Below are 25,615 nucleotides of genomic sequence, written 5' to 3'. Positions count from 1 at the left end.
TCCGGGTCACCGCACCCGGGTCGACGGCCGTGACGACCTGCCGCTGCGTTCACCCGGCGAACTCGTCGAGGCCCGTCTGTTCGCCGACGTCGACGGGTTCGATGACCGACGGCGAGTCGTTCTCCGGGTTGTTGACGGTCTGCGAGACGGGGTAGGTCCGCAGGTCGTCGCCGTCGTAGGGGTCGAGCACCGACCTGGGCTCGTCGCCCGCGAGCCACGTCGCCTCCTCGTCGGGGTCCAGCATCACGGGCATCCGGTCGTGGATCGGCGCCATCCGCTCGCTGGCGTCGGTCGTCAGGATGGTGACCGTCTCCAGGGACGAACCGTCGCCCTCCCAGTGCTCCCAGAGACCCGCGAACGCGAACAGTTCGTCGTCCTCGAGGCAGATGCGGTAGGGCTGTTTGGCGGCGCCCGTCCGTTCCTGCCACTCGTAGAAGCCGCTGGAGAGGACGAGACATCTGCGCTCCTCGAAGGCGTCGCGGAACGGCGCCTTCTCGGCGACCGTCTCCGCGCGGGCGTTGATCGGCCGCGGGGCGTCCGCGGGGTCGTCGGCCCACCCGGGGAGCAGCCCCCACTCCAGTCGGTCGATGACGCCGGGGTCGTCGTTCCGGACGACCGCGAGGTCCTCGCCGGGAGCGATGTTGTACCGCGGGCGGACGGGGTGCCGTGCCGTCGCGTCGAAGCGCTCCTCCAGGTCCGCCTGCGGCGCGAACAGCGAGTTCCGGCCACACATACCAGTGCCGACGTGGTGGAGACGCTTGAATCAACCGCGAGCCGTGCCTGCGGTCGCGTCGCTACGCGTCGTCGGATCGGTTCGGTAGAATACGGCGGTGGACGCGGGCCGTCACTCCTCGGGGAACCCGAAGTCGGAGCTCTCGCAGTCGGGGCAGGCGTCCCAGCGCTTCGGCACGGGCTCGGCGGGCGCCGCCGCCTCGAGCACGAACCCGCAGACCCGGCACTCGATGTAGTGGGACACCGCGGTCAGGACTCGAGTTCGTCGAGTGCGACCCGGCCGTCGGTGTCCACGTGCACGCGGTAGCCGTGGTAGGCGAACTCCAGTTTCGCGCCGGGACGGTCGCCGGAGTAGAGGGAATTCAGGGCGTCCGGGTCGACGACGGTCGCGAGGGGCTCGAGCTGGAGGGGCGAGACTCCCTCCTCGTCGGCGACAGCGTGAACGACGGCTTCGGTGACCGCTTCGGACCGGGACGTGGAACGGGCTGCTGTCTGAATGGGGGATGTCTTGCTCACATTTGTACGAACACATCTACGCGTATAAACCCTTGCATGAAAATTCGATAGTCCACGTGCCAGGCGATTCAACGTGGAATATCGAGGTAAAATCTCAAAATAGTGTGGAATATCCTCTCGATGGCAACTAGCACTTATAAGGGGCTGCCGAGTGATTCGAATCTCTAACGCCGAAGAGAAATTGTTGGAAATATCGAGAACGAGTGGGATTGGGTCTCGAATTTCGGTACTCTCTTGGCTCTCCCCCGCCAACCCGGAGTATGAGTACCTACGAGCTGGACGACGTCGACCGGCAGTTGCTCAACCTGCTGCAGCGCGACGCCCGGTACTCGGCCATCGAACTCGCCGAGCAGATCGGCGTCTCCGACAACACCGTCCACAACCGGATGGACCGCCTCCAGGAGGCCGGCGTCCTCACCGGCTACACGACCTCCCTCGACCTCGACCGGGTGGGACTGCGACTGTACTTCCACTTCACGTGCACCGCCAGCATCAGCGAGCGCTCGACGGTCGCCGAGCAGGCCATGGAGCTCCCGCAGGTCCTCGAGGTCACGGAGCTGATGACCGGCCAGGAGAACCTCCAGATAAAGGCCGTCGGCGTCCAGGACGACGACATCACCCACGTCGCCGAGCAGCTCGACGACCTCGACCTCACCATCAACGACGAGAACCTCATCCGCGAGGAGCACGTCCAACCCATCGACCTCGTCGAACTGGGCGAGATGCTCGACCGGGTGGAGTAGCACTGCCGCACGGCGGCCCGTCCCGGTTCGGCGCCGAGGTCGGCCCGCGCGGCACACCGCGTCGCTCGAGAGACGACGAGATGCCAGGGCTTTCATCAATGGAACTAGAAGAAGGGTGCAATGACGAACCCGGCCGACGAGGGCCCGGCCGACGGGGACGCCAACGGCGACGGTAACGCCGTCTCCGGCGAGGTGGCCGACCCTGACCCCAACCCCGACGGCGACCACGACCAGCAGTTCCGCGCCCTCATCCAGGCCGTCGAGGAGTACGCCATCTTCCGGCTGGACCCCGACGGGACCGTCGCGAGCTGGAACCTCGGGGCCGAGCGCATCAAGGGCTACTCGGCCTCGGAGATCGTCGGCCGGAACTTCTCGACGTTCTACACGGAGGCCGACCGCGCCGCCGACGTCCCCGAGCGGAACCTCGCGGCGGCCCTCCAGCAGGGCGCCGTCGAGGACGAGGGCTGGCGCGTCCGGAAGGACGGCTCCCGGTTCTGGGCGAACGTGACCATCACGGCCATCCGGGACGACGACGGCGACCTCGAGGGGTTCGCGAAGGTCACCCGCGACATGACCGACCGGAAGCGCGCCCGCGAGGAGCACCAGCTCCACATGAAGGTGAGCCAGTCCGTCGCGGAGGCGGCGTCGCTGGAGGCCGGCCTGCAGGCGGCCCTCGACGAGGTCTGCGGCTGGACCGACTGGGTGGTCGGCCAGGCGTGGGCGCCGACCGACGACGGCGCCGTCGAGCGGCTCCCGGTGTCGTACGTCCAGCGCGACGAGTTCGTCCCCTTCGAGGCGGCCTCCCGGGAGTTCACCTTCCGCGCCGGCGAGGGGCTCCCGGGGCAGGTACTCGAATCCGGCGAGCCGGTCTGGTTCCCGGACGTCACCGCGGTCTCCGAGGACGTCTTCCCCCGCTCGAGGCTGGCGACCGAGACCGATTTGAAGGCGGCGCTGGGTGTCCCGGTCGTCCACGATGGTGAACTCGCCGTCGTCCTCGAGTTCTACATGGCCGAACAGCGGGAGGTCGACGAGCACCTGGTGGAGGTCGTCACCTCCATCGCGGCGGACCTCGGGAGCCTGGTCGCCAGGAAGCAGGTCGAAGACGAGCTCGACCGGCAGCGCGAGCTGCTCGCGGAGATGATGGCGGCCGCACCGGTCGGCATCTCCGTCGAGACGCCCGACGGCGACATCGAACGGATCAACGCGCGTGCGAGGGCGCTCCACGGCATCCCGGCGGACGCCGACCACGTCGAAGCCACCGACCGGACGTACTACGACGAGGACGGCGACGAGATACCGATGGACGCCCGTCCCTGCGCGCAGGTGACGCGGACCGGCGAGCCCGTCCACGACTGGACGGCCCGGGTCGACGTCTCGGACGGCGGCCGGAAGTGGGTCCGGGTCGACGCCGCGCCGATCGTCGGCGAGGACGGCGACCTCGACCGGGTCGTGATCGTCGAGGAGGACGTCAGCGAACTCCGGGAGGAGTACCGGGCGATCACGGAGGCGATCAACGACGTCATCGTCACCATCGACGAGGACAGCGTCGTCCGGTCGGTGAACCCGGCCGTCGAGGACATGTTCGGGTACGCCCCGGAGGACCTGATCGGCGAGTCGCTGACCGCGCTGATGCCGGACGGGTACGCCGACCAGCACCGGGCCGCCATCTCGCGGTACCTCGAGACCGGCGAGCGGCACATCGACTGGGACTACGTCGAGTTGCCGGGCGAGCGCGCCGACGGCGCCGAGGTGCCGCTGGCCGTCTCCTTCAGCGAGATCGAGTACCGCGGCGACCACTTCTTCACCGGCGTGCTCCGCGACATCTCCGAGCGGAAGGCCTACCAGCGGCAGCTCGAGACGTCCAACGAGCGCCTCGAGCAGTTCGCCTACGCGGCCTCCCACGACCTCCAGGAGCCGCTCCGGATGGTCTCGAGCTACCTCCAGTTGCTCGAGCGGCGGTACGGCGACGACCTCGACGCCGAGGCCGAGGAGTTCATCGACTACGCCGTCGACGGCGCCGAGCGGATGCGCGACATGATCGACGGCCTCTTGGAATACTCCCGGGTGGAGACCCGCGGCGATTCCTTCGAGCCCGTCGACCTCGACGCCATCCTCGCGGACGTCCGGCAGGACCTGGAGCTGCGCATCCGGGAGACCGACGCCGAGATCACCGCCGAGGCCCTCCCGACGGTCCAGGGAGACCGCGACCAGCTCCGGCAGGTGTTCCAGAACCTGCTGAAGAACGCTATCGAGTACAGCGGCGACGCACCGCCGGAGATCCGCGTCGACGCCGAGCGGTCCGGCGAGGAGTGGGTCGTCTCGGTCGCCGACGAGGGCGTCGGCATCGACCCCGACGACCAGGAGCGGATCTTCGAGGTGTTCCAGCGGCTCCACTCCCACGAGGACCACGCCGGGACCGGCATCGGGCTGGCGCTCTGCGAGCGCATCGTCGAGCGCCACGGCGGCGACATCTGGGTCGAATCGGCGCCTGGCGAGGGGGCGACCTTCTACGTCACGCTCCCAGCCGCCGACGAGGCCTGACGGCTCTTCGGCCGCTGTCGACCCTCCGAGTCGCTCGCGCCCACCAGGTGGACAGAGCAGGGCGTGAATCCACTGTGGACGCTGACCCGATGCCCGTCCCTCCGTCGGTTTTCTCCCCACGATAATACTTATCCTTCCTACCGTCGTCGTCTGGAACCATGCATCACCGTCACGACCGCGTCGCCGCCGCCGGGGGCTAGCGCCGGATGGCTGCCATCGAGATCGTCGGCCTGACGAAGCGGTTCGGCGACGTGGTCGCGGTCAACGACCTGGAGCTCACCGTCCAGGAGGGGGAGATCTTCGGGTTCCTCGGGCCGAACGGCGCCGGGAAGTCGACGACGATCGACATCCTGCTGGACTTCGTCCGGCCGACCTCGGGGACGGTCCGCGTCCTCGGCCACGACGCCCAGGCCGAGGGCGAGGCGGTCCGCCGGAAGACGGGCGTGCTGCCGGACGCCTACCACGTCTACGACCGGCTGTCGGGGCGGCGGCACCTCGAGTTCGTCGTCGAGATGAAGGACGCCGACGAGGACCCCGAGGCGCTGCTCGAACGGGTGCGGATCGCGGACGCGGCCGACCGGAAGGCCGGCGGCTACTCGAAGGGGATGCGCCAGCGGCTCGTCCTCGCGATGGCGCTGGTCGGCGACCCCGACCTGTTGGTCCTCGACGAGCCCTCGACGGGGCTGGACCCCAACGGGGCCCGCGAGATGCGCGAGATCATCCGCGAGGAGAACGACCGCGGGACGACGGTGTTCTTCTCGAGCCACGTCATGGAGCAGGTCGAGGCCGTCTGCGACCGCGTCGCCATCGTCGACCGGGGGGAGCTGGTCGCCGTCGACACCATCGAGGGGCTGCGCGACGCCACCGACACCGGGGAGGTCCTCTATGTCTACGTCGAAGACCTCGACGACTCGGTCGTCGAGCAGGTCGCCCGCATCGACGGCGTCCGGAGCGCCGCGAGGGAGGACGGCCGCCTCCGGGTGTCGGTCGTCGACGCCTCGAAGTTCGCGGTACTGCACGCCATCGACGCCGAGGTGACGCCGGTCCGCGACTTCTCGGTGCTGGAGTCCTCGCTGGAGGACCTGTTCGTCAGGTACACGAACGACGTCCAGGAGGTCCGGGAATGACCTGGTCCGTCGTCGCGAAGAAGGACTTCCGCGACGCGGTCCAGTCGCGGGCGCTGTGGGCGCTCGTCGCCGTCTTCGTCCTCCTGTCGGTCCTCTCCACGTACGCGTACGTGGCGGTCCCCGAGATGTTCGGCGAGCCGGGCGGGGCGACCTTCGGCGGCCTGCTGTTCTTCACGGTCGGGTTGACTGGCCTGTTCGTCCCGCTGGCGGCAATCGTCGTCTGCTACAAGTCGCTGGCCGGCGAGCGTGAACTCGGCAGCATCAAGCTGCTGCTCTCGCTGCCGACCAACCGCCTCCACGTCTTCGCCGGGAAGGTCGTCGGGCGGGCCGCCGTGCTGATGGTCGGCCTGGGCGTCGGCCTCGCCGTCGGCCTCGGGTTCGGGTCGGCGCTGCTCGGGACGTTCGACGCGGCCGCCGCGCTGGCGTTCGTGGCCGTGACGCTTTGTTTCGCCGCGGTGTACGCCGCGATCGTCGTGGGACTGTCGGCGACGACCGGGTCCACCTCCCGGGCGACGACGCTCGCCCTCGGTTTCTTCGTCGTCTTCGAGCTGTTCTGGGACGTCGTGCCCGTGGCGGTCGTCTACGTCACCTCGGGGTTCTCGCTGCCGTCGTCGATGCCCGACTGGGTGTACCTCGTCGGGCAGCTGTCGCCGTCGACGGCGTACTTCTCCGCGATCGTCGCGCTGCTGCCCGGCATCGCCGACACGGCCGGCGCGGCCGCCGACCCCTCGGGGGTGGGCGTCGAGGGTGCGCCGGTCGAGGCCGACCCCTTCTACGTCACCCCGGAGGTCGGCTTCGTGGTGCTGGCGCTGTGGCTCGTCGTCCCGTTCCTCGTCGGCTACTACCGGTTCGACGGCGCCGACCTTTGAGGCCGACGGGCTCGCCCGTGGCCCGTCGCCGCACCCGTTGACCGTCTTCGCCGTGAGCTGACAGGTACTATAATAACCGTCCGCCAGAGTGGGGACGTATGGAGCTCGAGTGGCTGGGAATCGGGGCAGTCGCCCTCGTCGTTCTCGCGGTTCTGGTGGTGGCGCTGCGGCGTCGGTCGTCGGACGAGCGGGCGTCGAGGCGGGCCCACGAGGCGGCCCAGAAGCGCGAGCCGCCGGTCGCCATCGGCGGCACGTACGAACTCGGCGTCACGGAGTTCACCGACCACCACTCCGGGTCGCGGGTAGCGGTCGGGAAGGTCGAGGGGTTCGTGGTGTTCACCGAGGACGTCCCGGCGTCCGTCGACGTCGGCGACGCCATCCGCGTCCGGGTGACGTCGTTCAACCGCGGGGAGACCTCGGCGGACGCGACGTTCCTCGAGACGCTCTGAGGCGGTCGCCGGAAAATAGCGGTTCTCGTCCGCCCGATCCGCGAGATGCGCCCGGAACCCGATCAGGCCGACGCCATGTCGCGGCAGGTTTCGGCGCACTCGCGGACGACGTCGGCGCAGGTCTGGCAGTGGTCGGCGTCGTGCTGTTCGCACTCGTCGGCGCAGGCCTCGCAGAGTTCCGCACAGGTCTCGGCGAGGTCGGAACTGTAGTCGGAGTCCCGCGCCATCATCCGAGCGTGCAGGGTGGTGGTGTCGGCGACGTCCCGACACAGTTCGATACAGCGGGCCATGTCCTCGTCGCCTTCGCGGATGCAGGCCGTCGCACACCACTCGCAGGCCTGGGCCGCCTCGAAGCAGTTGTCGATGCACTCGGCCATCTCGTCGTTCTCGCTGACGGGGTCGATCTGCTGTAGAGCCATTGCAGGCGAATAGAGGGTCTTCGCCCCCTTCGTTAGCCGCTGGGCTCTCGCGAGCGCCATCCAGTGAGGTGGTCGTAAGAGGTCGAATCCGCGTCGGAGACAACGGGTGAGATGGCCTCCTGAAGCGGCTCAACCTCCCGAGTCGACGGACATCCGCCGCGGGTCCGGAAGCCAACCGGCAACCGTTCGATAAACCAGATGGCGGCAGCCGTGCGACGGTCTAAGGGCCAGGATACGGTATCCTTACCATGGTCGATGCGACGCTGCAGACGCTCGGCGTGATCTTCGCCATCATCGCCGGGACCTGCGCGGGCGTGCTGTCGATCCAGTTCTGGCGCCGGGTCCGCGGGTCGCCCTTCGGGGCAGTCGTGGCGCTGCTCTCGGTGACGATGTGTGGCGTCATCGCCTACCACGTCGTCGCGTTCTTCTTCCAGCCCGACTCCCTGCTGCTGGACGTCTCCCGGAGCGTCCTCCAGACCGGCGCCGCGCTGTTCGTGTGGCTCGTGATCGCGACCCACCGGCGGTTCGAACGCGACCTGGAGGGGCGGTGAGCGACCGTGGAAGGCGCCCCTTTCATCGTCTATAACCTCGGCGTAGGGCTCCTCACCGGCCTGGGCGTCGTCTACTTCCTCGCGCTCGAGCGGACCGAGGTCGGCTTCCGCCGCTCCCTGTTCGTCACCACGGCGGGGCTCGTCCTCTTCCTCGTCGGGGGGCCGGTCGCCGAGGTGCTCGCCCCGCGGTTCGTCCACTGGGTCCACGGAACCGCGGCGGTGCTCGTGGTCGTCGGCCTGTACGACCCCCTCGAGCGCGACCTGCGCCGGGAGGTGTGGTCGGAGCTGCTGCTCGACGAGCCGGCCCGGATCAGACAGCCGCCGGAGTGGATGCTGCCGATCGACGACGCCATCCTCCAGCTGTTCCACACCTCGGAGCTGGTGCTCACGCCGTCCATCGTGGCCTACAACATCGAGTACAGCCGCGAGGAGGTGAACCGCCGCCTCGCCGAACTCGAGGAGCGCGGCTACGTCGAGCGCGTCGAGCGCGGGAAGTACCGGGTGACGGCGCTGGGCAGGCAGTACATCGAGTCGCCGGTCTCCTACGGGCTCACCGGGCGGCTCCGGTCCCTCTGGAGGCCGCGGACGTAGCGACCTCCGAGCCGGACTCCCTTCTGATCGGTCGACCGATTCGCATTCGACCCGAACGCCTACGGGACCCGCAACCGAAGCCACGACCGTCCCAGCCGTGGTCGACCTCACGTCGACGGCGCTCCGCCTGATCGCCCTCTACGGCCCGCTCGCCGTCGCGCTGTTCACCTTCCTGGAGTCCTCGATGCTGTTCCCGTTCCTCCCCAGCGAGGTGGTCGTCCCGGCGGCGGCCGCGCTGCTGGTCTCCGACGCGGCGTCGTTCGCGACCTTCGTCGGGGCCGCCGGCTGTGGGGGGACTCTCGGCGCGCTCGTCCTGTTCTACGCGTTCTACGGCCCGGACGGTCGCCGGGTCGACCGGCTCCGGGAGTGGCTCCGCCTGTCGGAGGACCACCTGGAGCGCTCCCGGCGGTGGTACCTCCGGTGGGGCGCCTCCTCGGTCCTCTGGGGCCGGTTCCTCCCCGGCCTCCGGTCGGTCGTCTCCATCCCGGCGGGGCTCTTCGGGATGAACCCCGCCTGGTTCACCGTCTACACGGCCCTGGGGACGGTGGGGTTCTACGCGGCCGTCGCCGCCGCCGTGTACGGCCTCCGGCAGCGGTCGCTGTTCGCGGCCCTCCGCTCGCTCGCCGTCGGTCGACCCGTGGCGAGCCTCCTCGCCGCGACGGCCGGGCTGGCGGCGATCGCCCTGGCGACGCTCCTCTACCGGCGGATCGGCGCCGGCTGATCCGACTCGTGGGCGCGCCAGTTCCCGTCCGGCGGCTCACGGCTTTCCCTCGGTCGAGGGGTCGTCGGGTTCCGCGTCGACGAGGTTCGAGAGGGGCGCCTCGCCGAAGCGGACGACCAAGCCGGCTCCCAGGAGGTCGAAGCCGACGTCTACGACGGTGTCGAAGCGGCCGTAGTGGACCAGCAGCGGTTCGAACCCCCGGCGCTCGGCGACGGCGTGGACGCCGTACTCGAGCAGCTCCCAGAGGAGTCCGAACCCGACCGTGACGCCCGCGATCCACGTCGCCCGGCCGTCGAACGGCGACGGCGCCCGCTCCCAGAGGGTCGGTCGCGACCGGAAGCCGACGTCGGCGGCGCCGGCGACGACGACCCCGGTGAGCGTGTGCGTCAGGTGGTCCCACCACCAGACCCGGTCGTAGGGTCCGAGCATCCCCAGCGTGTGGACGAGCCCCGCCGCCGAGACCCACAGCCGCTGCCACGGACGGAACCGGACGCCGCGGGCCGACTCGATGCGACGCGGGAGCGCCGCGAAGGCGAGCGACACGGCGCCGTTGGTGACGACGCTCGGGTCGCGTCGCCGGACGCCGTCGAGGAGCGCGCCGACGATGGCGACCTGGAACAGGCGGTTCACCAGGTGCTGGACCCGCTCCGGCCAACTCCGTTCGTCGCGTGAGGCTGTCGTCGAGGTCACCGGGAGTCGGTCGTCGTCGTCGCTCGAGTTCGTGTCGATGCAGTCGGCGGGCCGTCAGATCGGCACGCTGGCGTCGGTGAACACCAGCAGGTAGACGACGGCGGCCACGAGCGTCAGGAAGACTATCGCCATCAGGTAGTCGAACGACCCCTCCGGCGTGTAGATCGATCCGGGCGTCATCGTCCGGCGGTACGGCGTCCCGCGGCGTAAAGCTTGGTTCCTCGGGCGGGTCAGGCCCGGGCGGCGTCCCGCTCGATCGCCCGCGCGGCGTAGTAGGTCGCGACCGCCAGCAGCACCAGCGGGAACAGCGTCAGCACGTACATGAAGAACACCGCCAGCGGGCGGAACTCCCACGGCGAACCGACGCCGTGGAGGACCGTGAAGTAGCCGAGGATGAACACCGGGACCGCGTTGATCGAGACGTCGACCACGGTCTCGCGCGTCAGCCAGTCCAGCACGGTCGACGGTTCGACCGCATGAACGATAAAGTGTTTCCTCCGCGGTCGGGGCGTCCCCGCACGCCGGCCGGAGGCGCCCGGTCCCGTCGATTTCGAGCGGATTGCAAACGCTTATGGAACGTGTCGGTGTAGCTGAACGAGAATGAGGAGCGTGCGCCGCGCCTCCGTCGTGACCGCGCTGTTAGCGCTGTTCGCGCTGGCGACCGGTCCGTCGGTCGTTGCTGCGAGCTCAGTCACCGAGCAGCTCATCAGCCGGCTCAACCGGCAGCTGCTCTACATGGCCGTCCCCATCGCCGTCCTCGTCGAGGTCATCCTCCTGTACACGGTCTGGCGGTTCCACGACAACGACGAGCCGTCGCCGACCCGCGAGAACCGCCAGCTGGAGATCACCTGGACGATCGCGACCGCGCTCGTCCTGCTGTTCGTCGGGACGGCGTCGTTCCACGTGCTCGCCCACCCGATGGTGACGTCGACCCCGGAGACCGCCCACGGCGACTACCAGCCCGGGGAGGCCCCCGACGACGCCGTCGAGGTCCAGGTCACCACCGAACAGTGGGCGTACACGTTCGACTACCCGGACGCCAACGTGACGACCAGCGAGGAACTGGTCATCCCGGCCAACCGGACCGTCTACTTGTACGTGACCTCGGAGGACGTGATCCACTCCGTCCACGTCCCGGAGCTCGGACTGAAACAGGACGCCTTCCCCGACCAGTACCAGCTGATCCGGACGCAGACGACCGGGACCGGCGAGTACCGCATGTACTGCGCGGAGCTGTGTGGCACCGGCCACGCCGAGATGCTGTCGACGGTCCGCGTCGTCGAGCAGCAGGAGTACGAGGCGTGGCTCGAGCAGGGCGGCTCGAACGCGACGGCCAACGGGACGGCGTCCGGTGACACGGCACCGTCCGGCTCGAACTCGACCGACGGGACGCCGACCGGCGACTCGAACGCCACGAACGCGACGGCGACCGCCGAACCGACGGCGGGTGGTGACGCGTGAACCGGATCTCCAGCGCCGTCGCCGGCGGCATCGCCGGGACCGCCGTCATGACGCTGATGCTGCTCCTGCTGGAGGTCGAGACCCGCTCGGCGATGGACGTCTTCTACGTCATCGCCCTGTTCGTGGGGACGCCCGAGGACCCGGCGACCGGGTTCGCGCTGTTCGTCGGCGCCGGCATCGTCGCCTGGCCGCTGCTGTTCATCGCCCTGGAGCCGTACCTCCCCCGGGGGCCGGACCCCGCGGCCCGCGGCGTCGTGTTCGCGGCCGTCCTCTGGGTCCCCTTCGTGATCCTCGGCCGTGGCGACATCGCCGGCCCGCTGCTGATCTTCTACGTCGCGTACACGCTGTTCGCCCACGTGGCCTACGGCTTCACCCTCGGCGCGGTGTACGGACGGCTGTTCGACCAGCTGCGCCAGCGGGGGTACAGATGACGGCCGTCGCCCCGCGCCGCTCGAGGACCGCCCGCCGACCGACGACGGAACGAGACGCCGCCGGAATCGCGGCGACCCGCCCCTAACACGATGTTCGAGACAATCCCCGGAATCGCGATCTCTGCGGCCGTACTGCTCCTCCTGGTAGCGTTCTTCCGACTGCGCGGCGACGCCCCGGCGGAGTCGGTCTCCGACGGCGGGTACGTCCCCGCCCGCGCGGGACTGACCACCCACGGCAAGCCCACCGGCCTCACGCGCTGGCTGACGACCGTCGACCACAAGGACATCGGCCTGCTGTACATCCTGTTCGGGACGGGGGCCGCGCTGTGGGGTGCGACCGACGCGATGATGATCCGGACCGAGCTGATCGTCCCGGAGACGGCGATCTGGGGGCTCGAGACGTACAACGCGGTGTTCACGACCCACGGGTTCACGATGCTGTTCTTCTTCGTGACGCCCGTCTTCACCGGCATCGCCAACTACGTGCTCCCGATGCTGCTGGGCGCCGACGACCTCGCGTTCCCGCGGGTCAACGCCATCGCGTTCTGGCTGCTCCCGCCGTCGCTCCTGCTGGTCCGCGGCGGGCTCATCACCGAGGTCGCCGGCAAAGTGCTGGCGGTGCTCCCGGTGCCCGTGGGCGCGCTGCTGGCCCTCGAGCCGGTCGGCGTTGGCTGGACGATGTACACGCCGCTGTCGACGGCGACGGCGAACCAGCAGATCGACGTCGCGCTGCTCGGCCTCCACCTCAGCGGCATCGCGACCACGATGGCGGCGCTGAACTTCATCGTCACCATCTTCACCGAGCGGGCGGACGACATCGGCTGGAACAAGCTCGACATCTTCTCGTGGAACATCCTCGTGATGAGCGGGCTCGTCATCTTCGCGTTCCCGCTGCTCGGCAGCGCGCTCGTCCTGCTGTTGCTCGACCGGAACTTCGGGACGACGTTCTTCGCCGTGGAGGGCGGCGGCCCCATCCTCTGGCAGCACCTCTTCTGGTTCTTCGGCCACCCCGAGGTGTACATCCTCGTGCTGCCGGCGTTCGGGCTGACGAGCTTCATGCTCCCGAAGCTGGTCGGCCGGCGGCTGTTCGGCTTCCGCTTCATCGTCTACTCGACGATCGCCATCGGCGTCCTCTCCTTCGGCGTCTGGGCCCACCACATGTTCACGACGGGGATGGACCCCCGGATGCGCGCGAGCTTCATGGCCATCTCGCTGGCCATCGCCATCCCCAGCGCCATCAAGGAGTTCAACTGGATCGCGACGATGTGGAACGGGCGGTTGCGGCTCACGGCGCCGCTGCTCTGCATCCTCGGGATCATGAGCACCTTCGTCATCGGCGGCATCACCGGCGTCTTCCTCGCGGCCGTCCCGGTGGACTTCGTCCTCCACGACACCCACTACGTCGTCGGCCACTTCCACCTCATCGTCGTCGGCGTCATCCCGCTGTCGATGGTCGCGGCGAGCTACTACTGGTTCCCGATCATCACCGGCCGGATGTTCAACCGCCGGCTGGCGAAGGCCCAGGCGCTCCTGCTGGCCGTCGGGACCGTCTTCACGTTCGTCCCGCTTTTGATCCTCGGGTACCTGGGCATGCCGCGCCGCTACGGCGTCTACCCCGCGGAGTTCACCACGCTCAACCAGGCCGCCTCGCTGGGCGCGTTCGTCCTCGCGCTCAGCGTCGTCCTCTGGCTGGTGAACATGGTCCAGTCGGCCCGCGTCGGCCCCGTCGTCGAGGACGCCGACGTCTGGAACCTCAAGGAGACCGGCCAGTTCACCCGCGAGTGGCAGTGGTTCGAGGAGCAACTCGAGGACCGGCAGGCGGAGCTCTCCCGCGGGACCGACGGGTCGGCGACCTCCGATTGAGGGATCGGGACGGAGCGGCGCTCAGTTCTCGCGGCTCGCGGCGACGCGCCCCTCAGATCGTGTGCTGGGAGATGTGCGCGAAGTGGTCTGTCACCCGTCCGAGCACGTAGCCGTAGGCCCAGTGGGCGGCCAGCGAGACGCCAAGGAAGATGACGCCGGCGTACTCGCCGGGCCAGAAGGCGATGACGAACCCGGTCCACATGATCGTCGCGAAGGTGATGCCGCGGGCGTACCGCGGCTCCCGCGGCGGGAGGAAGGCGGCGGCGACGACGAACAGCAGCGGCAGCGCGACGACGCCGCCGAGGGCGAAGACCACCGCGCCGAGCGCGAGGCTCGGCTCGACGCCGAGGACGCGCCCGAGTTCAGCGACCTCGACGAGCGGCTCGGCCCGGAACAGCCCGAGCAGCGCCGGCAGCGCGAACAGCACCGGCACCATCGCCAGCAGCCCCGCGGCCCCGCCGAGGAACGACACCAGCACGACTCGCGGGGTGATGTCCAGCCGGGCGTCGAGGTCGGCGTCGCGCTCCGTCGGCGAGTTCGCGACCGCACCGTCGTTCTCGCTCATTGCCGGCGGTACGGCCGGCCGAGTAATAACTGTCGGGCACTCGCCGGCGTCGGTCCGGGACGGATCGGGGTCGGAGGCGACCCACGCGTCGATATTTGTCACTCGGGGCGGGCTTTTTGCGACAGGGGGTCGAACCGCCACCTATGGGCTCCGCTGGCGAGACGAGCGAGGGAGGCGAACAGCACCACGGGGGACCGACCCCCGAGGACTGGCCCCGCGGGTTCGGCGAGGCGACCTGGTGGCCCGTCGTCACCGCCGTCGGCGCCGCGGGCCTCTACCTCGGCGTCGCCCTGGTGATGATCTCCCGCGGCGCCGAATCGCTCTTCGTCGGCCCACTCCCGCCGGTGGTGATCGCCGGCGGCGTCGGCGTCTTCCTCGCCGGCCTCTACGGCTGGACCTACCACGGCTTCGTCGGCCACTACTGGAACCAGCCGTCCGAGGGCGAGGGCCTCGACCTCCGCTGGGGGATGGTCCTGTTCCTCGTCACCGACGTCATGACGTTCAGCGCCGGCTTCGTCTACTACTTCTTCGTCCGGACCGGCTCGTGGCCGCCCGGCGAGCTCCCGCACCTGCTGTCCTCGCTCGTGCTCGTGAACACCGCCCTGCTGGTCCTCAGCAGCGTGACGCTGCACTTCGCCCACGAGGCGATCCGCGAGGACCACCGCCGCCGCTTCCTCGCCCTCCTCGGCGTGACCGTCCTGCTCGGGGTCGTCTTCGTCGGCGGACAGCTCCTGGAGTACTACGAACTGCTCGTCGTGGAGGGGACGTCGTTCAACAGCGTCTTCGGCAGCGCCTTCTTCGCGCTGACGGGCCTCCACGGCCTCCACGTCGCCCTGGGCGTGCTACTGTTGGGGATCGTCCTCGCCCGCGCGCTCTCCGGCCAGTTCACCGCCGAGCGCCACGTCGGCGTCGCGACCGTCTCGATGTACTGGCACTTCGTCGACGTCGTCTGGATCTTCCTCGTCGTGACGCTGTACGTCGGCGCGGTGCTGTAGGCGACGCAACCGCGTCGCCGGCCCGGGGAATTTTGACCGTGGCGTCCGAACGGGATACCATGGGAACGCGTGACGCGATCCGGCAGAACCCGGTCGTGACGTTCGGCCTGCTGTTCGTCGTCGGGTGGACCGCGCTGGTCGCGCTGGGCGTGGCGGCCGGCGCGAAGTTTCCGGAGTACGGCGACTGGGTCGGCCGCCACGGCGTCGGCGGCATCGTCGGCCTCGCCGTCCTCGCCACGTTCCTGATACTCGCCATCGCGGTCCTGGGCGAACTCGGCGAGACCGGACCGGCGCCGGAGGAGTGGCCGCCGGAATGACGTACTACGAGTGCGACGGCTGCGGCCGGATCGACCGCCTCGGCGGCGCCGCGGGGGAGACGACCTACCGCCCCTGCGCCGCCTGCGAGGCGCGGACCCGCTGGACGCTCGCCTTCGCGGGCGACGGCATCTCGCCGTGAGGCTCTCGTTCGCGGACGGCGACCCTCCCGCCGACCGGACCGGTCGACGCTCCGGCGCCGCGGCGGCGTCCGCCGCCAGACCTTTGGTCGTGTCAACCGAACACACGACCGTGCACGACTCCGACTGGCGACCGTCGCCCGGGCTGGACAGCAAGCGGGAGCGGGAGGTCTGGGACCACCGCGGCCCCCACGAGATCAACGACGCGGAGGTCGACGGCGAGATCGACTTCGACGACGAGGTCCTCGAGGGGTTCGTCGACGACGACTGAGGCGGCGAACCGGCCCGGCGCCGGTCAGGCCATCTGCGTGGCGACCTCCTCCTCGAAGGCGACGTACCCCTCCAGGAGCCACGCGACCGCCTCGTAGAACGCCTCGTCGGTCTCCTCGCGGACGTCGGCCGCGAAGTCGTCGATCCACGCCGAGAGGTGCTCCTCGTGGAAGACGCGCTGGAACCCGAAGGCCTCCTCCCGGCCGGCCCGCTGCTCGCCGACGAGGTGCCGGAGGAAGGCCAACTCGACGGCGACGTAGTCGTTCTCCTCGGGGTAGTCCTCCGGGGGCGTCCACCCGGCGGCGCCGTAGCTGGCCTCGACCTCCGCGAGGCCGGCCCCCCGGAAGTCGCTGTCGTCGAGGTAGTAGGTCTCGTGGGCGAGGATGCGGGGTCGCGGTCCCACGAACAGCCTGGTGAACTCCCGCTCGAGTTCCTCCTGGACCGCCTCGGGGTCCCGGGTCCGGGCCTCGGCCAGGAACGTCTCCACGCCGTCGAACCCCCGGTCCAGCGGCTCGTTCACCTCGCCGTCGGGCAGCTGTACGTCGCCGTCGAGGAGCCCGGCGACGAACTCGGCGTCGGGGACGTCGGCGAACGCCGCGACGAGGAAGTCGACGAGTTCGAGCCGAGCGTCGTAGAGGGCCTGCTGGTCCAGCGTCATGGGTCCTCCCGGTCGTAGAGGGGGTGCGCTCGGCGAGCGGTTTCGCGGGTGGCGACACAGGAGGCGACGGGACTCCCAGCGTTCATCGGGCCGTGATACGCCTCGACGTGCCAATAGCGTTGTCCCTGCGACCACAGGAACGGGGGTGGGCGACACCCGGGAGCCGCGGCTACCTCCAGCAGTCCCGGGCCGGTGGCGGCGAACGGGGGCGGGGACCACCGTCGTGCCAGGGTATCACAAACAAATGTCAAAAGGGCGGAAACTATCTTCTTTGTCAAATCGGGCGAACTCGCGACGTATGCGAACCGCGTGGTCGCCGCACCACGGAGCTGGTCGGCATGAGTGAGTCGGACCCGGTGAGAATCGACCTCGACCGCCGTTCCTTCATGAAGGCGAGCACGCTGGCCGGCGGCGTCGTCTTCGGTGGCGGAGTCACCGGCCACGTCCTGGGCGACTCGGAGCGACAGGCCGACGCCGGCGGCGACTCCGCCGAGACGTCGAAGGTCATCTGCAACTACTGCGCCGTCGGCTGCGGGTTCAAGGCCGTCAAGGAGGGCAACGCCTTCGTCGGGCAGGAGCCGTGGTTCGAGAACCCCATCAACAACGGGGCGCTCTGCTCGAAGGGCGCCGGCATCCTGGAGACCGAACACTCCCCGAAGCGGCTCCGCCACCCGATGAAGAAGGAGGACGGTGAGTGGCGGAAGATCACCTGGGACGAGGCCTACCGGGAGATCGCCGAGACCTGGGAGGAGACCGTCGAGGAGTACAGCCGCGAGAGCACGATGCTGCTCGGGTCGGCCCACCACGCCAACGAGACGGCCTACGTCTCCCGGAAGTTCGGCGCGTTCATGGGCACGAACAACGTCGACCACCAGGCGCGCATCTGTCACTCGCCGACGGTGACGGGGCTGGCGAACACCTGGGGGTTCGGCGCGATGACCAACACCATCAACGACTACCGGAACTTCGACCTGCTGCTCATCATCGGGCAGAACCCCGCCGAGTCCCACCCGATCGCGATGCAGCACATCCTGGAGGGCCAGAAGCGCGGCGGCACCATCGTCTCGATCGACCCGCGGTACACGAAGACGTCCGCGCACGCGGACTACTACTACCGGATGCGGCCGGGGACCGACGTCGCGACGATGATGGGGCTGCTGAAGTACCTCCGCGACCGGGGCGAACTCGACGACGAGTTCCTCGATGGGCGGACGATGGGGTGGCCGGACGTCGACGCGGAACTGGACCAGTACGACCTCGAGACGGTCGCCGACATCACCTGGCTCTCGGAGTCAGACCTCCGGGACATCGGCGACCTCATCGCCGAGCACTCGCCGCAGATCCAGATCGAGTGGGCGATGGGCGGCACCCAGCACAACAACGGCACCCAGAACATCCGCGCGTACGCGCTGTTCAGCCTCGCGACGGGCAGCGCCGCGCGGTCGGGCGGCGGCCTCCAGGTGATGCGCGGCCACGCGAACGTCCAGGGCGCGACGGACATGGGCGTCGACGCCAGCATCCTGCCCGGGTACTACAGCGTGAGTTCACCGGGCTCCTGGGAGCACTGGGCCGACGTCTGGGACCAGAGCCCCTGGACCAGCGGCAGCACCTCGTTCCGGGAGCTGTACGACCGCTTCGAGATGATGCCCCAGCCGATGTGGGAGGGGCTCGGCTCGCCCGCGGCGGTCGAGACGGGGAGCCCCGACGAGGGCGAAGACGGAGACGAGGGCGGCGGCGGAGAGGAGTCCCCGGAGGGGGAGGGCCAGCAGGGCGAGGGGTCCGAGGGCCTCGAGGAGCAGGCCCCGCTCGAGGACCCCGACCCCCGGTCGATGATGTTCCAGAAGGGGCTGACCGTCGCCCGGTGGTACGAGGCGGCCCTCCAGCGGGAGGACCGCCTCCTGGAGTCGGAGCTCTACCAGCCCGACCCCCTGAAACTCGTCTTCTTCTGGGGGCACTCGGCGAACTCCATCAGCGAGATGGAGAAGATGAAGCGGGCGATGGAGGCGCTGGACCTCCTGGTCGTCGTCGACGTCTTCCCGGCGGTCGCGGGGACCCTGCCCGACGACGCGAACGTCATCCTGCTGCCGGCCTCCAGCCAGTACGAGCACGTCCGGTCGGTGACGAACTCCCACCGCTCGGTGCAGTGGTCCGAGCGGGCCGCCACGCCGGCGCACAACTCCCGGCCGGACCTCCGCATCTTCCAGGAGCTGGCCCACCACCTGGGCTTCGGCGAGCACTTCGACTGGGGGAGCGGCGAGGGCATCCACAACGACCGCTCCTCCTACGAGGACGTCCTGCGGGAGATCGCCCTCGGCACGCGCTCGATCGGCTACCAGCACACCCCGGAGCGGCTCCAGGAGCACCTGGAGTACGACTACCTGTTCAGCACGGACACCCTCCAGGCGGACGCGCCGGGGACTCCCGTCGACGGCGACTACTGGATGCTGCCGTGGCCCTACTGGGGCGAGGACCACCCCGGCTCGCCCATCATCTGGACCAAGGAGGCCGACCCCCGGGAGGGCGGCCACGACTTCCGGGAGAACTGGGGCGAGCAGGCGCCGACGCCGGAGGAGTGGGCGGAGATGGACGTCGACAAGCCGTACCCGATGCAGGAGACCTACGAGCAGGAGGGCGAGGCGGGTCTGGACCTGATCGCCGACGAGTTCGAGGCGCCCTGGTGGGACGACCAGCTCGTCCGGGGCGTCCCGTCGTACCCGGCGTACTCGACGCTGCTCCCCGACGACCTCACCGACCCGTCCGCCCAGACGCTGCCCGTCCGGTCCGCGCTCCAGGAGGACGTCTCGGTGTACGACGCCGCGGTGGCCGTCGACGAGCAGTACGGCGACGAGGTCGACGTCGACCCGGCGGACTACGAGCAGTACGACTACCCCCAGCCGGACCCGCCGACGGGTCGGGGGAAGGCCCGGGCGGTCGTCTGGAGCTTCCTCGATACGGTCCCCGTCCACCGCGAGCCCATCGAGAGCCCGCGGCCCGACCTCGTCGAGGAGTGGCCGGCCAACGGCCAGCAGCAGAACACCTGGCGGCTCGACCAGAACAACGCCGCCGTCCAGGAGGAGGCGACCCGCGCCGTCCACACGGAACTCGGCGGCGACACCGACCAGGAGGGCCGGACGGTCATCCTGACGTCCGGCCGGCAGGTCGAACACCAGGGCGGCGGCGCCGAGACGCGGAACAACGAGTACACCGCCGACCGCCAGCCGCACATGTACGCCGAGATCAACCCGGAGGTCGCCGAGGCCCTCGACGTTCGGGGCGGCGAGGACCACGTCGTCGTCACGTCGGCGGACAAGGGCTCGATCCTCGTGAAGGCGAACGTGACCGAGCGGACGTCCCCCGAGGAGATCTTCCTGCCGTACCACTGGGGCGGCGTCTTCAAGGGCCAGGACCGGACCGACGACTGGCCCGACGGCCTGGAGCCGCTGGCCATCGGCGACAGCGTCAACGTCGTCACCCCGAGCGGGTTCGACGCCGAGACCCAGATGCAGGAGACGAAGTCCGGCGTCGTCTACCTCCAGAAGGCCACCGAGTCGCTGCTCGAGGAACTGAACATGGAGTTCATCGACTACCCCCAGGACGACAACGGACTCGGGACGCAGAAACGCTACGACGTGCGGGACTGGGACATGATGGAGAGCCACTGACGGAGACCCACCGATGTCAGAACACACCACCGACGCGAACGTGATGAGCGAGGGCGTGATGGGCACCGGCGAGGGGACGCGGATCTTCCCCGACGTCGAGGCCTGCATCGACTGCGGCGGCTGCGTGGTCGCCTGCAAGCGCACCTGGGACGTCCCCCGGGACGACCAGCGCATCGACATCATGACCATGATGGAGGGCCAGTCCGGCCCGCAGGGCGACAACGAGGCGAAGGTCCAGAACCTCCAGGGCGACGAGGCGCCCGGGGAGACCCACATCCCGATGCAGTGCTACCACTGCGACAACGCCCCCTGCGTGTCGGTCTGTCCGACCGACGCCCTCCAGAAGGAAGAGGACCGGTTCGTACGGGTCCACGACGACCTCTGTGTCGGCTGCCAGTACTGCCTGTCGGGCTGTCCGTTCGGCGCCCCGCAGTTCCCGGACGGCGACGACGGGAAGGCCGCCGTCGCCGGGACCGGCGGCATCATGGACAAGTGCACCGGCTGTCACGAGCGCCAGCTCGCCGACAAGGGGCCGGCCTGCGCCGAGGAGTGCGCGACGGACGCCATCCTCGTCGGCTCCACCGGCGACATCGCCGACGAACTCGCGAGTCGGGACACGGGCTCGTTCTTCAACGACGAGGCCCTCGAGATAATCTTCGGCGAGGAGGCCCGCCACTTCCAGTGACGATGACGGGGCGAGACTCACCCGCAGACGGCGGGGACGCGACGGTCGCGGACGGCGGCTCGACGGAGGAGAGCACCCACAGCGCCGCCCCGCCCGAGGACCCCGACGGCGGCGACGGGAGCCCTGGCGACGCCGACGCCGGCCCGGCGGACGACCACGACCGAGACCCCGAGCGGCGGACCGACGACGGCGGTGGCCTCTCCGACGGCATCGCACTCGCGGTCAGCCTGCTGTTCGGGTTCGCGCTGGCCGTCGGCTCCATCCTCCTCGTGACGTGGCTGGACCCCGCCTTCGAGGGGCTGTTGCGCATCCACCCGACGGACGCGGGCGGCGGCGTCGGCGCCGGCTGGGCGGCCGGCAACGCCGACTTCTGGCTCGACCTGCTGATAACGCTGGTCCACCTCGCCGACGTCGTGATGGGCATCTTCATCCTCCTGATGGTGTTCGTCCACTGGGCGGCGTTCCGGCGGCTGGCCGCGCGGATGCAGCCGCCCGGCGGACGCCCCCGCGACCGCCGTACGCCAGCGACCGACGGCGGAAGCCCCGACGTATCGGGAGCCGACGGCCCGACCGGAACCGGCGACGCCTCGCCGACCGGCGAGGACGACGGAGGTGGCGGCGGGTGACGAACCTCGACCACGGGAAGTTCTCGCGGGCGACGACGCTGTTCCACTCGCTGCTGGCGCTGACGGTGTTCATGCTGTTCTTCACCGGTTACTCGGTGGCCTTCCACGACGAGCTGTGGTGGCTCGTCTCGCTGATGGGCGGCACCCGCGGGGTGCTCGCGGTCCACCGCCTCGCCGGCTTCACGCTCATCGTGCTCACCGGCGTCTGGGTGCCGTACATGCTGCTGCGGTCGGCGAGCCGGTCGAACTTCACCGATATCCTGCCGGCCGTTGACGACGTCTGGGCGTTCGTCCAGGACGTCAAGTTCGCGCTCGGGTGGGCCGACGAGCGCCACTCCGCCGCCAAGCAGTTCGCCGGCAACAAGGCCGGGGAGACGCCGCTGGTCTCCTACATCGGCAAGGGCGTCATCTGGATATTCACCGTCGAACTCGTCCTGCTGATGGTCACGGGCGTACTCATCTGGCGGAAACCCCTGCTCATCGGCTACTTCAACTCCCCGTCGGCCGCGATGGCGTTCGTGGCCTTCCACGGACTGCTCGGCGTCATCATGCTGATGGGCGTGATGTTCCACACGTTCGAGCACGGGTTCCACCCCGCCTTCTACCCCGTCGAGATGAAGGCGTTCGTCCCGAAGGACCGGATGCCGAACTTCCACGGCGACCCCGACGAGTACGACACCACCGGCATCGAGCGGCTCCGCCTGAAGCCGTCGTGGCGGTGGGCGACGAACGTCTTCGCCATCATGGTCGTCGTCGGCATCGCCAGCGTGCTCCTCGCGAGCATCGACTACGGCGGCTATCCGGTCCCGGCGTTCCTGCAGTTCAACGAGGGCAGCCTCCTGCGGACCGTCGGCATCAACATCGGCATGCTGGTATTGCTCGTCGGACTTCTGCTGTCGGTGTACGGGAACGTGCTCCGCACGCGCTACCGCCGGCAACGGGAGCGCGCCGACGAAGCGACCGCGACGGACGGCGGGTCGCCGGAGCTGGCCGACGGAGGGAGTCGCGACGCGACCGAGGGGGCCGACGGCGGCCACGGCGGGGCGGGTGATCCGCCGTGACGAACCTGCTGTACTCGGTCTACGCGGTGGCGGTCGTCGTCGTCGCCGTCGGCGGGATGCTCGCGGTGGTCTTCGGGACCCCGGACGTCAGCGAGGGGGCGGACCGTCGCTACCAGGTCCTCGCAGTCCTCGCCGCGATGTTCCTCGTCGCGTTCGCCCTCCTCGAGTACGTCCTGTAGCGGTCTCTCGAACCGTTCGTTCACACCACCTCGTCGCTCCGGACGAGGTCGAACTCGGGTTCGATGTCGCCCAGGACCAGCAGGGCGTAGTACCGGAGGTACGTCAGGATGGGCACCTGGACCAGCGCCGTGACGACGAGCATGGCGACCACGAAGACGACCGCGAGGACTCCCACGACGAGGAGGCCAGCGGTCGTCGAGAACCCGACCGCGAAGTACGCGACCGCGGCGAGGATTCCGAGCGGAATCAGCAACGCGACGGCGGCGATGCCGACGGCGATCGACGCGACCAGCCCCGTCCCGATGGTCAGGCCGAGCCAGGCGACGGCGAAGCCGAGGTACTGCTTCCACTCGGCCTTCACCGACGGCCAGAGCCGTCGCCAGCCCGCGAGAACGCCCGAGTCGTCGCGGATCATCAGGGGGACGACGAAGACGGTGGTGAAGGTGTTCACCGCGCCGTAGACGAGTCCGGCGAGGAACACGACCGGGATGCCCAGCAGGAAGAAGCCGACCGGGAGGATCGGGTCGTCGCCGAGGAGGAGCGGGACCAGCAGGATCGCCATCCAGCCGAGGACGAGCAGGAGGAACGGGAGGCCGAGGACGAACCGGAAGCCGAAGAGCCGGAGGCCCTGGCCCCACCGCCGGCTCCAGTAGCGCCGGACCGAGACCGTCCCGGACAGGAGCGACTCGACGAAGACGAACTCCATGACGGCGCCGACGACGGCGAAGACGAGCCCCAGCAACAGGAGCCCCGCGACGATGGCGGCGACGATCAGGAGCAGGTCGTCCGGCAGGGTCGAGGGGAGGTCCGGTACCTGCCCGGGCGTCTCGTCGGGGGGTGCCCCGCCGGTGTCGAACTGTCCGGTGGGGAACCCGGCGCTGCTGCCGCCGAGGAAGAACGCGACGACGGCGAGTTTCAGCCACCGCCGGAGGTCGAAGGGGAACAGGAACTCGCGGGCGAGGTCGACGGCGTCGCCGATCTCTTGCAGTGCGTGGAGGGCCATGGCGGCGATACCGACACGACTCGCTTAGAACTTTGGGTGACGAGGGCTGGAATTTTCTCGAAGAGTGGCGCTCCCGGCGCTCACGAAGCGGATTCGCCAGGACCGCGACCGGTCCGCGGTGTTTGCCAACTCGTCCCAAGATTTTTGTCAGACGCCGTCGACTATCCGTGTATCTGGGCGTCGCCCGTTCGTTCTCGCCGCCCCGTTCGCCCGCTGGCCGCCGGAGCCGTCTCCTCGTCTGCGCGATTCGGCGGACGGCACCGGCGAGAGACCGCGCGTGCCCGGCCGGTGACAACCATGCCCACGGAGACCGACCTCCCCTGTTCGGACTGCGGTGGATCGCTCCTCGAACGAGACGTGTCGCCGCGCGACCTCCCGATCGGCGTCGAGGCGGCGACGACGGTCGTCGTCGCGGAGTGTGCCGACTGCGGCGCCAGGTACTACCCGGAGGGGACGCTGCAGCGGCTGTTCGACGGGTCCGAACCGCCCGCCACCGCCGGCGGACGCTGACGGCGGCCCCCGCACACGGGACGCGACCAGGTCCGCGACGCCACCGTCAGCCGGAGGCCTGCGACCGCTCGCCGGTGGGCGGGGCGTCGGGGCCGACGAGTCGCACGACGTTGCCGCGGCCGACGCGGATCTTCTCGACGCGGCCCTCGTCTTCGAGGGTCGACAGCAGGCGGCTGACCGTGGCCTTCGACCACTCGGTCTCGTCGACGAGGTCGGTCTGTCGCATCTGGCCGTCGTGCTCGCGGAGGATCTGGAGGATCTCCCCTTCCTTGGTGTCTACGAACCTGTCGGGATCGGCGGACCCGTCGGTGGCGACCGTCCGCGACCCGGCGGGTGGCGGGCCATCGGGCTCGGTCCGGAGTCGTCGACGGAGCGCGACGCCCGCCGCCGCCAGTCCGACGGCTCCGAGGAGGCCGGCGGCGACGGCCGCGTGGACGACGTAGGGGACGGTCGGCGGCAGGCGGAGGCTGGCCACGGTCCCGTCGTCGACGCCGTCGCCGGTCGAGTCCGCCGCCGTCGGGTCGCTGTCGTACCGGTAGACCTCGGCGCGGTCGGAGACGCCGTCGCCGTCGGTGTCCTGCCGGGTGAAGTCGGTGCCGACCGCGACCTCCCGGGCGTTCGCGAGGCCGTCGCCGTCGAGGTCGCCCTGCTTGGTGATGACCGTCACCTGGGCCTCGTGGGTGTCCCGGAGCACCGTCTCGGTCCCGCTGCCGTCCTCGCCCGCCGTCCGGTGGACCTCTTCCTGCAGTTCGATGCGGACGTACTGGGTGCCCCTGGCCTCGGCGGGCCACCCGGCGAACTCGATTCTGGCCCACCGCTGGCGGGTCGTCGAGTTCCAGGCGTGACAGCCGACGGACTCGATGGGCCCTCCGTCCTCGTCGAGGAGGTACCCGCAGGCCCGTTTGGTGCGGCCGTTCGGCTGCGTGTGGACGGTCGGCCGCAGGACGAGCGACTCGCTCGCCCAGACGTACGTCGGCCCGGGGTGGTCCTCGTCGAGGGCCTTCTGGTCGGAGACGTACCCGCGCCCGGCCACGCTGAAGTAGGCGATCCGGGCGTCGTCCGCCGACCGGTTCGCCTCGTCGGGGCCGGACTCCGGCATCGACTGGGCGGCGCCGGTCGTCGCCAACCCGACCGCGCCGACCAGAGCCAGCGCTGCCGAGACGGCCACGGCGCTCACGAGCAGGAACGTCAGGACGGTCCGTCTCATCGGTCTCCGGGTATGCCCGACGGTCGCGAGGCTG

Annotated in this window: 32 protein-coding genes; 21 read left to right on the top strand and 11 right to left on the bottom strand. The window is 69.8% G+C overall.

The window, feature by feature from the left end; genetic code table 11:
• Positions 1–49: 49 nt before the first annotated feature.
• The 3 genes from HWV07_RS10630 to ddfA all read right to left on the bottom strand — a co-directional run bounded on the left by HWV07_RS10630 (position 50) and on the right by ddfA (position 1,248).
• Complete coding sequence (locus HWV07_RS10630) at positions 50–733, bottom strand: SOS response-associated peptidase (protein WP_178334277.1); 684 nt, start codon at positions 731–733, stop codon at positions 50–52.
• 111 nt (positions 734–844) lie between these two features.
• Positions 845–976: a hypothetical protein gene (locus HWV07_RS19925; protein WP_281362293.1), complete on the bottom strand. Its 132-nt coding sequence runs from the start codon at positions 974–976 to the stop codon at positions 845–847.
• A gap of 5 nt (positions 977–981) precedes the next feature.
• Positions 982–1,248, bottom strand: a complete 267-nt coding sequence (ddfA, locus tag HWV07_RS10625; RefSeq protein WP_211694106.1) for a DdfA family disk-determining factor — start codon at positions 1,246–1,248, stop codon at positions 982–984.
• A gap of 260 nt (positions 1,249–1,508) precedes the next feature.
• On the opposite strand from ddfA, the gene HWV07_RS10620 reads away from it, so the two are divergent.
• From HWV07_RS10620 to HWV07_RS10600, 5 genes are all read left to right on the top strand, one after another.
• Complete coding sequence (locus HWV07_RS10620; protein WP_178334276.1) at positions 1,509–1,991, top strand: Lrp/AsnC family transcriptional regulator; 483 nt, start codon at positions 1,509–1,511, stop codon at positions 1,989–1,991.
• Positions 1,992–2,111: 120 nt separating this feature from the next.
• Positions 2,112–4,532, top strand: coding sequence for a PAS domain S-box protein (locus HWV07_RS10615; RefSeq protein WP_178334275.1), 2,421 nt, complete (start codon positions 2,112–2,114; stop codon positions 4,530–4,532).
• A gap of 206 nt (positions 4,533–4,738) precedes the next feature.
• The gene (locus HWV07_RS10610; RefSeq protein ID WP_178334274.1) at positions 4,739–5,659 is read left to right on the top strand and encodes an ABC transporter ATP-binding protein; all 921 of its coding nucleotides are present in this window, start codon (positions 4,739–4,741) and stop codon (positions 5,657–5,659) included.
• Positions 5,656–6,528 carry an ABC transporter permease subunit gene (locus HWV07_RS10605; protein ID WP_178334273.1) on the top strand — a complete coding sequence of 291 codons (873 nt, stop codon included), beginning with the start codon at positions 5,656–5,658 and terminating at the stop codon, positions 6,526–6,528. Before HWV07_RS10610 ends, HWV07_RS10605 begins: the two co-directional genes overlap by 4 nt.
• Positions 6,529–6,626: 98 nt before the next feature.
• The gene (locus HWV07_RS10600) at positions 6,627–6,977 is read left to right on the top strand and encodes a TRAM domain-containing protein (RefSeq protein WP_178334272.1); all 351 of its coding nucleotides are present in this window, start codon (positions 6,627–6,629) and stop codon (positions 6,975–6,977) included.
• Between the two features lie 62 nt (positions 6,978–7,039).
• Here the strand turns inward: HWV07_RS10600 and HWV07_RS10595 are convergent, their stop codons facing one another.
• A complete protein-coding gene (locus tag HWV07_RS10595; protein WP_178334271.1) occupies positions 7,040–7,396 on the bottom strand; it encodes a four-helix bundle copper-binding protein in 357 nt (118 codons plus the stop codon).
• Between the two features lie 248 nt (positions 7,397–7,644).
• Between HWV07_RS10595 and HWV07_RS10590 the strand changes: the two genes are divergently transcribed.
• The 3 genes from HWV07_RS10590 to HWV07_RS10580 all read left to right on the top strand — a co-directional run bounded on the left by HWV07_RS10590 (position 7,645) and on the right by HWV07_RS10580 (position 9,259).
• Positions 7,645–7,947: a hypothetical protein gene (locus HWV07_RS10590; protein WP_178334270.1), complete on the top strand. Its 303-nt coding sequence runs from the start codon at positions 7,645–7,647 to the stop codon at positions 7,945–7,947.
• A 6-nt stretch (positions 7,948–7,953) separates the two neighbouring features.
• A complete protein-coding gene (locus HWV07_RS19785) occupies positions 7,954–8,538 on the top strand; it encodes an IclR family transcriptional regulator (protein ID WP_178334269.1) in 585 nt (194 codons plus the stop codon).
• A gap of 97 nt (positions 8,539–8,635) precedes the next feature.
• Positions 8,636–9,259, top strand: a complete 624-nt coding sequence (locus HWV07_RS10580) for a DedA family protein (RefSeq protein ID WP_178334268.1) — start codon at positions 8,636–8,638, stop codon at positions 9,257–9,259.
• Between the two features lie 36 nt (positions 9,260–9,295).
• Here the strand turns inward: HWV07_RS10580 and HWV07_RS10575 are convergent, their stop codons facing one another.
• From HWV07_RS10575 to HWV07_RS10570, 3 genes are read right to left on the bottom strand one after another with little or no spacing between them, the layout of a single operon-like run.
• Positions 9,296–9,949 carry a DUF2238 domain-containing protein gene (locus HWV07_RS10575; protein WP_211694104.1) on the bottom strand — a complete coding sequence of 218 codons (654 nt, stop codon included), beginning with the start codon at positions 9,947–9,949 and terminating at the stop codon, positions 9,296–9,298.
• 54 nt (positions 9,950–10,003) lie between these two features.
• Complete coding sequence (locus HWV07_RS19920) at positions 10,004–10,129, bottom strand: hypothetical protein (RefSeq protein WP_281362292.1); 126 nt, start codon at positions 10,127–10,129, stop codon at positions 10,004–10,006.
• Positions 10,130–10,179: 50 nt separating this feature from the next.
• Positions 10,180–10,407, bottom strand: a complete 228-nt coding sequence (locus HWV07_RS10570; RefSeq protein WP_178334267.1) for a DUF6684 family protein — start codon at positions 10,405–10,407, stop codon at positions 10,180–10,182.
• A gap of 142 nt (positions 10,408–10,549) precedes the next feature.
• On the opposite strand from HWV07_RS10570, the gene coxB reads away from it, so the two are divergent.
• From coxB to HWV07_RS10555, 3 genes are all read left to right on the top strand, one after another.
• Positions 10,550–11,410, top strand: a complete 861-nt coding sequence (gene coxB, locus HWV07_RS10565) for a cytochrome c oxidase subunit II (protein WP_178334266.1) — start codon at positions 10,550–10,552, stop codon at positions 11,408–11,410.
• The gene (locus tag HWV07_RS10560; RefSeq protein WP_178334265.1) at positions 11,407–11,841 is read left to right on the top strand and encodes a DUF6789 family protein; all 435 of its coding nucleotides are present in this window, start codon (positions 11,407–11,409) and stop codon (positions 11,839–11,841) included. The genes coxB and HWV07_RS10560 overlap by 4 nt, the downstream gene beginning before the upstream one ends.
• A gap of 90 nt (positions 11,842–11,931) precedes the next feature.
• Entirely contained in the window at positions 11,932–13,704 is a 1,773-nt protein-coding gene (locus HWV07_RS10555; RefSeq protein ID WP_178334264.1) for a cbb3-type cytochrome c oxidase subunit I, read from the top strand.
• Positions 13,705–13,756: 52 nt separating this feature from the next.
• Here HWV07_RS10555 and HWV07_RS10550 read toward each other — a convergent pair whose 3' ends face one another.
• Positions 13,757–14,269, bottom strand: a complete 513-nt coding sequence (locus HWV07_RS10550) for a DUF6789 family protein (RefSeq protein WP_178334263.1) — start codon at positions 14,267–14,269, stop codon at positions 13,757–13,759.
• A gap of 143 nt (positions 14,270–14,412) precedes the next feature.
• On the opposite strand from HWV07_RS10550, the gene HWV07_RS10545 reads away from it, so the two are divergent.
• The 4 genes from HWV07_RS10545 to HWV07_RS10530 all read left to right on the top strand — a co-directional run bounded on the left by HWV07_RS10545 (position 14,413) and on the right by HWV07_RS10530 (position 15,990).
• Positions 14,413–15,264: a cytochrome c oxidase subunit 3 gene (locus HWV07_RS10545; RefSeq protein WP_178334262.1), complete on the top strand. Its 852-nt coding sequence runs from the start codon at positions 14,413–14,415 to the stop codon at positions 15,262–15,264.
• A 59-nt stretch (positions 15,265–15,323) separates the two neighbouring features.
• Positions 15,324–15,581 carry a hypothetical protein gene (locus HWV07_RS10540; RefSeq protein ID WP_178334261.1) on the top strand — a complete coding sequence of 86 codons (258 nt, stop codon included), beginning with the start codon at positions 15,324–15,326 and terminating at the stop codon, positions 15,579–15,581.
• Positions 15,578–15,721 (top strand): hypothetical protein, encoded by a 144-nt coding sequence (locus tag HWV07_RS10535; RefSeq protein ID WP_178334260.1) that lies wholly within the window; start codon positions 15,578–15,580, stop codon positions 15,719–15,721. Before HWV07_RS10540 ends, HWV07_RS10535 begins: the two co-directional genes overlap by 4 nt.
• 110 nt (positions 15,722–15,831) lie before the next feature.
• Positions 15,832–15,990 (top strand): hypothetical protein, encoded by a 159-nt coding sequence (locus HWV07_RS10530; protein ID WP_178334259.1) that lies wholly within the window; start codon positions 15,832–15,834, stop codon positions 15,988–15,990.
• A 24-nt stretch (positions 15,991–16,014) separates the two neighbouring features.
• On the opposite strand, the gene HWV07_RS10525 is transcribed toward HWV07_RS10530, so the two are convergent.
• Positions 16,015–16,647 (bottom strand): TorD/DmsD family molecular chaperone, encoded by a 633-nt coding sequence (locus HWV07_RS10525; RefSeq protein WP_178334258.1) that lies wholly within the window; start codon positions 16,645–16,647, stop codon positions 16,015–16,017.
• Between the two features lie 338 nt (positions 16,648–16,985).
• Between HWV07_RS10525 and HWV07_RS10520 the strand changes: the two genes are divergently transcribed.
• Genes HWV07_RS10520 through HWV07_RS10500 form a run of 5 tightly spaced genes read left to right on the top strand, consistent with a single transcriptional unit; the run spans position 16,986 to position 22,860 of the window.
• On the top strand, positions 16,986–20,309 hold the full coding sequence (locus HWV07_RS10520) for a molybdopterin-dependent oxidoreductase (protein WP_178334257.1): 3,324 nt from the start codon (positions 16,986–16,988) through the stop codon (positions 20,307–20,309).
• 43 nt (positions 20,310–20,352) lie between these two features.
• Positions 20,353–20,994, top strand: coding sequence for a 4Fe-4S dicluster domain-containing protein (locus tag HWV07_RS10515; protein WP_178336046.1), 642 nt, complete (start codon positions 20,353–20,355; stop codon positions 20,992–20,994).
• Positions 20,995–20,996: 2 nt separating this feature from the next.
• Positions 20,997–21,620, top strand: a complete 624-nt coding sequence (locus HWV07_RS10510; RefSeq protein WP_178334256.1) for a hypothetical protein — start codon at positions 20,997–20,999, stop codon at positions 21,618–21,620.
• Entirely contained in the window at positions 21,617–22,681 is a 1,065-nt protein-coding gene (locus HWV07_RS10505; RefSeq protein WP_178334255.1) for a cytochrome b/b6 domain-containing protein, read from the top strand. The genes HWV07_RS10510 and HWV07_RS10505 overlap by 4 nt, the downstream gene beginning before the upstream one ends.
• Positions 22,678–22,860 (top strand): hypothetical protein, encoded by a 183-nt coding sequence (locus HWV07_RS10500; RefSeq protein ID WP_178334254.1) that lies wholly within the window; start codon positions 22,678–22,680, stop codon positions 22,858–22,860. The genes HWV07_RS10505 and HWV07_RS10500 overlap by 4 nt, the downstream gene beginning before the upstream one ends.
• 20 nt (positions 22,861–22,880) lie before the next feature.
• Here the strand turns inward: HWV07_RS10500 and HWV07_RS10495 are convergent, their stop codons facing one another.
• Positions 22,881–23,864, bottom strand: a complete 984-nt coding sequence (locus tag HWV07_RS10495; protein WP_178334253.1) for a DUF7544 domain-containing protein — start codon at positions 23,862–23,864, stop codon at positions 22,881–22,883.
• A gap of 297 nt (positions 23,865–24,161) precedes the next feature.
• Between HWV07_RS10495 and HWV07_RS10490 the strand changes: the two genes are divergently transcribed.
• Positions 24,162–24,374, top strand: coding sequence for a hypothetical protein (locus tag HWV07_RS10490; protein WP_178334252.1), 213 nt, complete (start codon positions 24,162–24,164; stop codon positions 24,372–24,374).
• Positions 24,375–24,420: 46 nt separating this feature from the next.
• Here the strand turns inward: HWV07_RS10490 and HWV07_RS10485 are convergent, their stop codons facing one another.
• Positions 24,421–25,581 (bottom strand): helix-turn-helix transcriptional regulator, encoded by a 1,161-nt coding sequence (locus HWV07_RS10485; RefSeq protein ID WP_178334251.1) that lies wholly within the window; start codon positions 25,579–25,581, stop codon positions 24,421–24,423.
• Positions 25,582–25,615 lie beyond the last annotated feature (34 nt).

This window comes from Natronomonas salina (genome assembly GCF_013391105.1).
Lineage (GTDB): Archaea > Halobacteriota > Halobacteria > Halobacteriales > Haloarculaceae > Natronomonas > Natronomonas salina.
The sequence above is the reverse complement of the archived record's forward strand: the minus strand, read 5'-3'. Positions and strand labels throughout refer to the sequence as shown.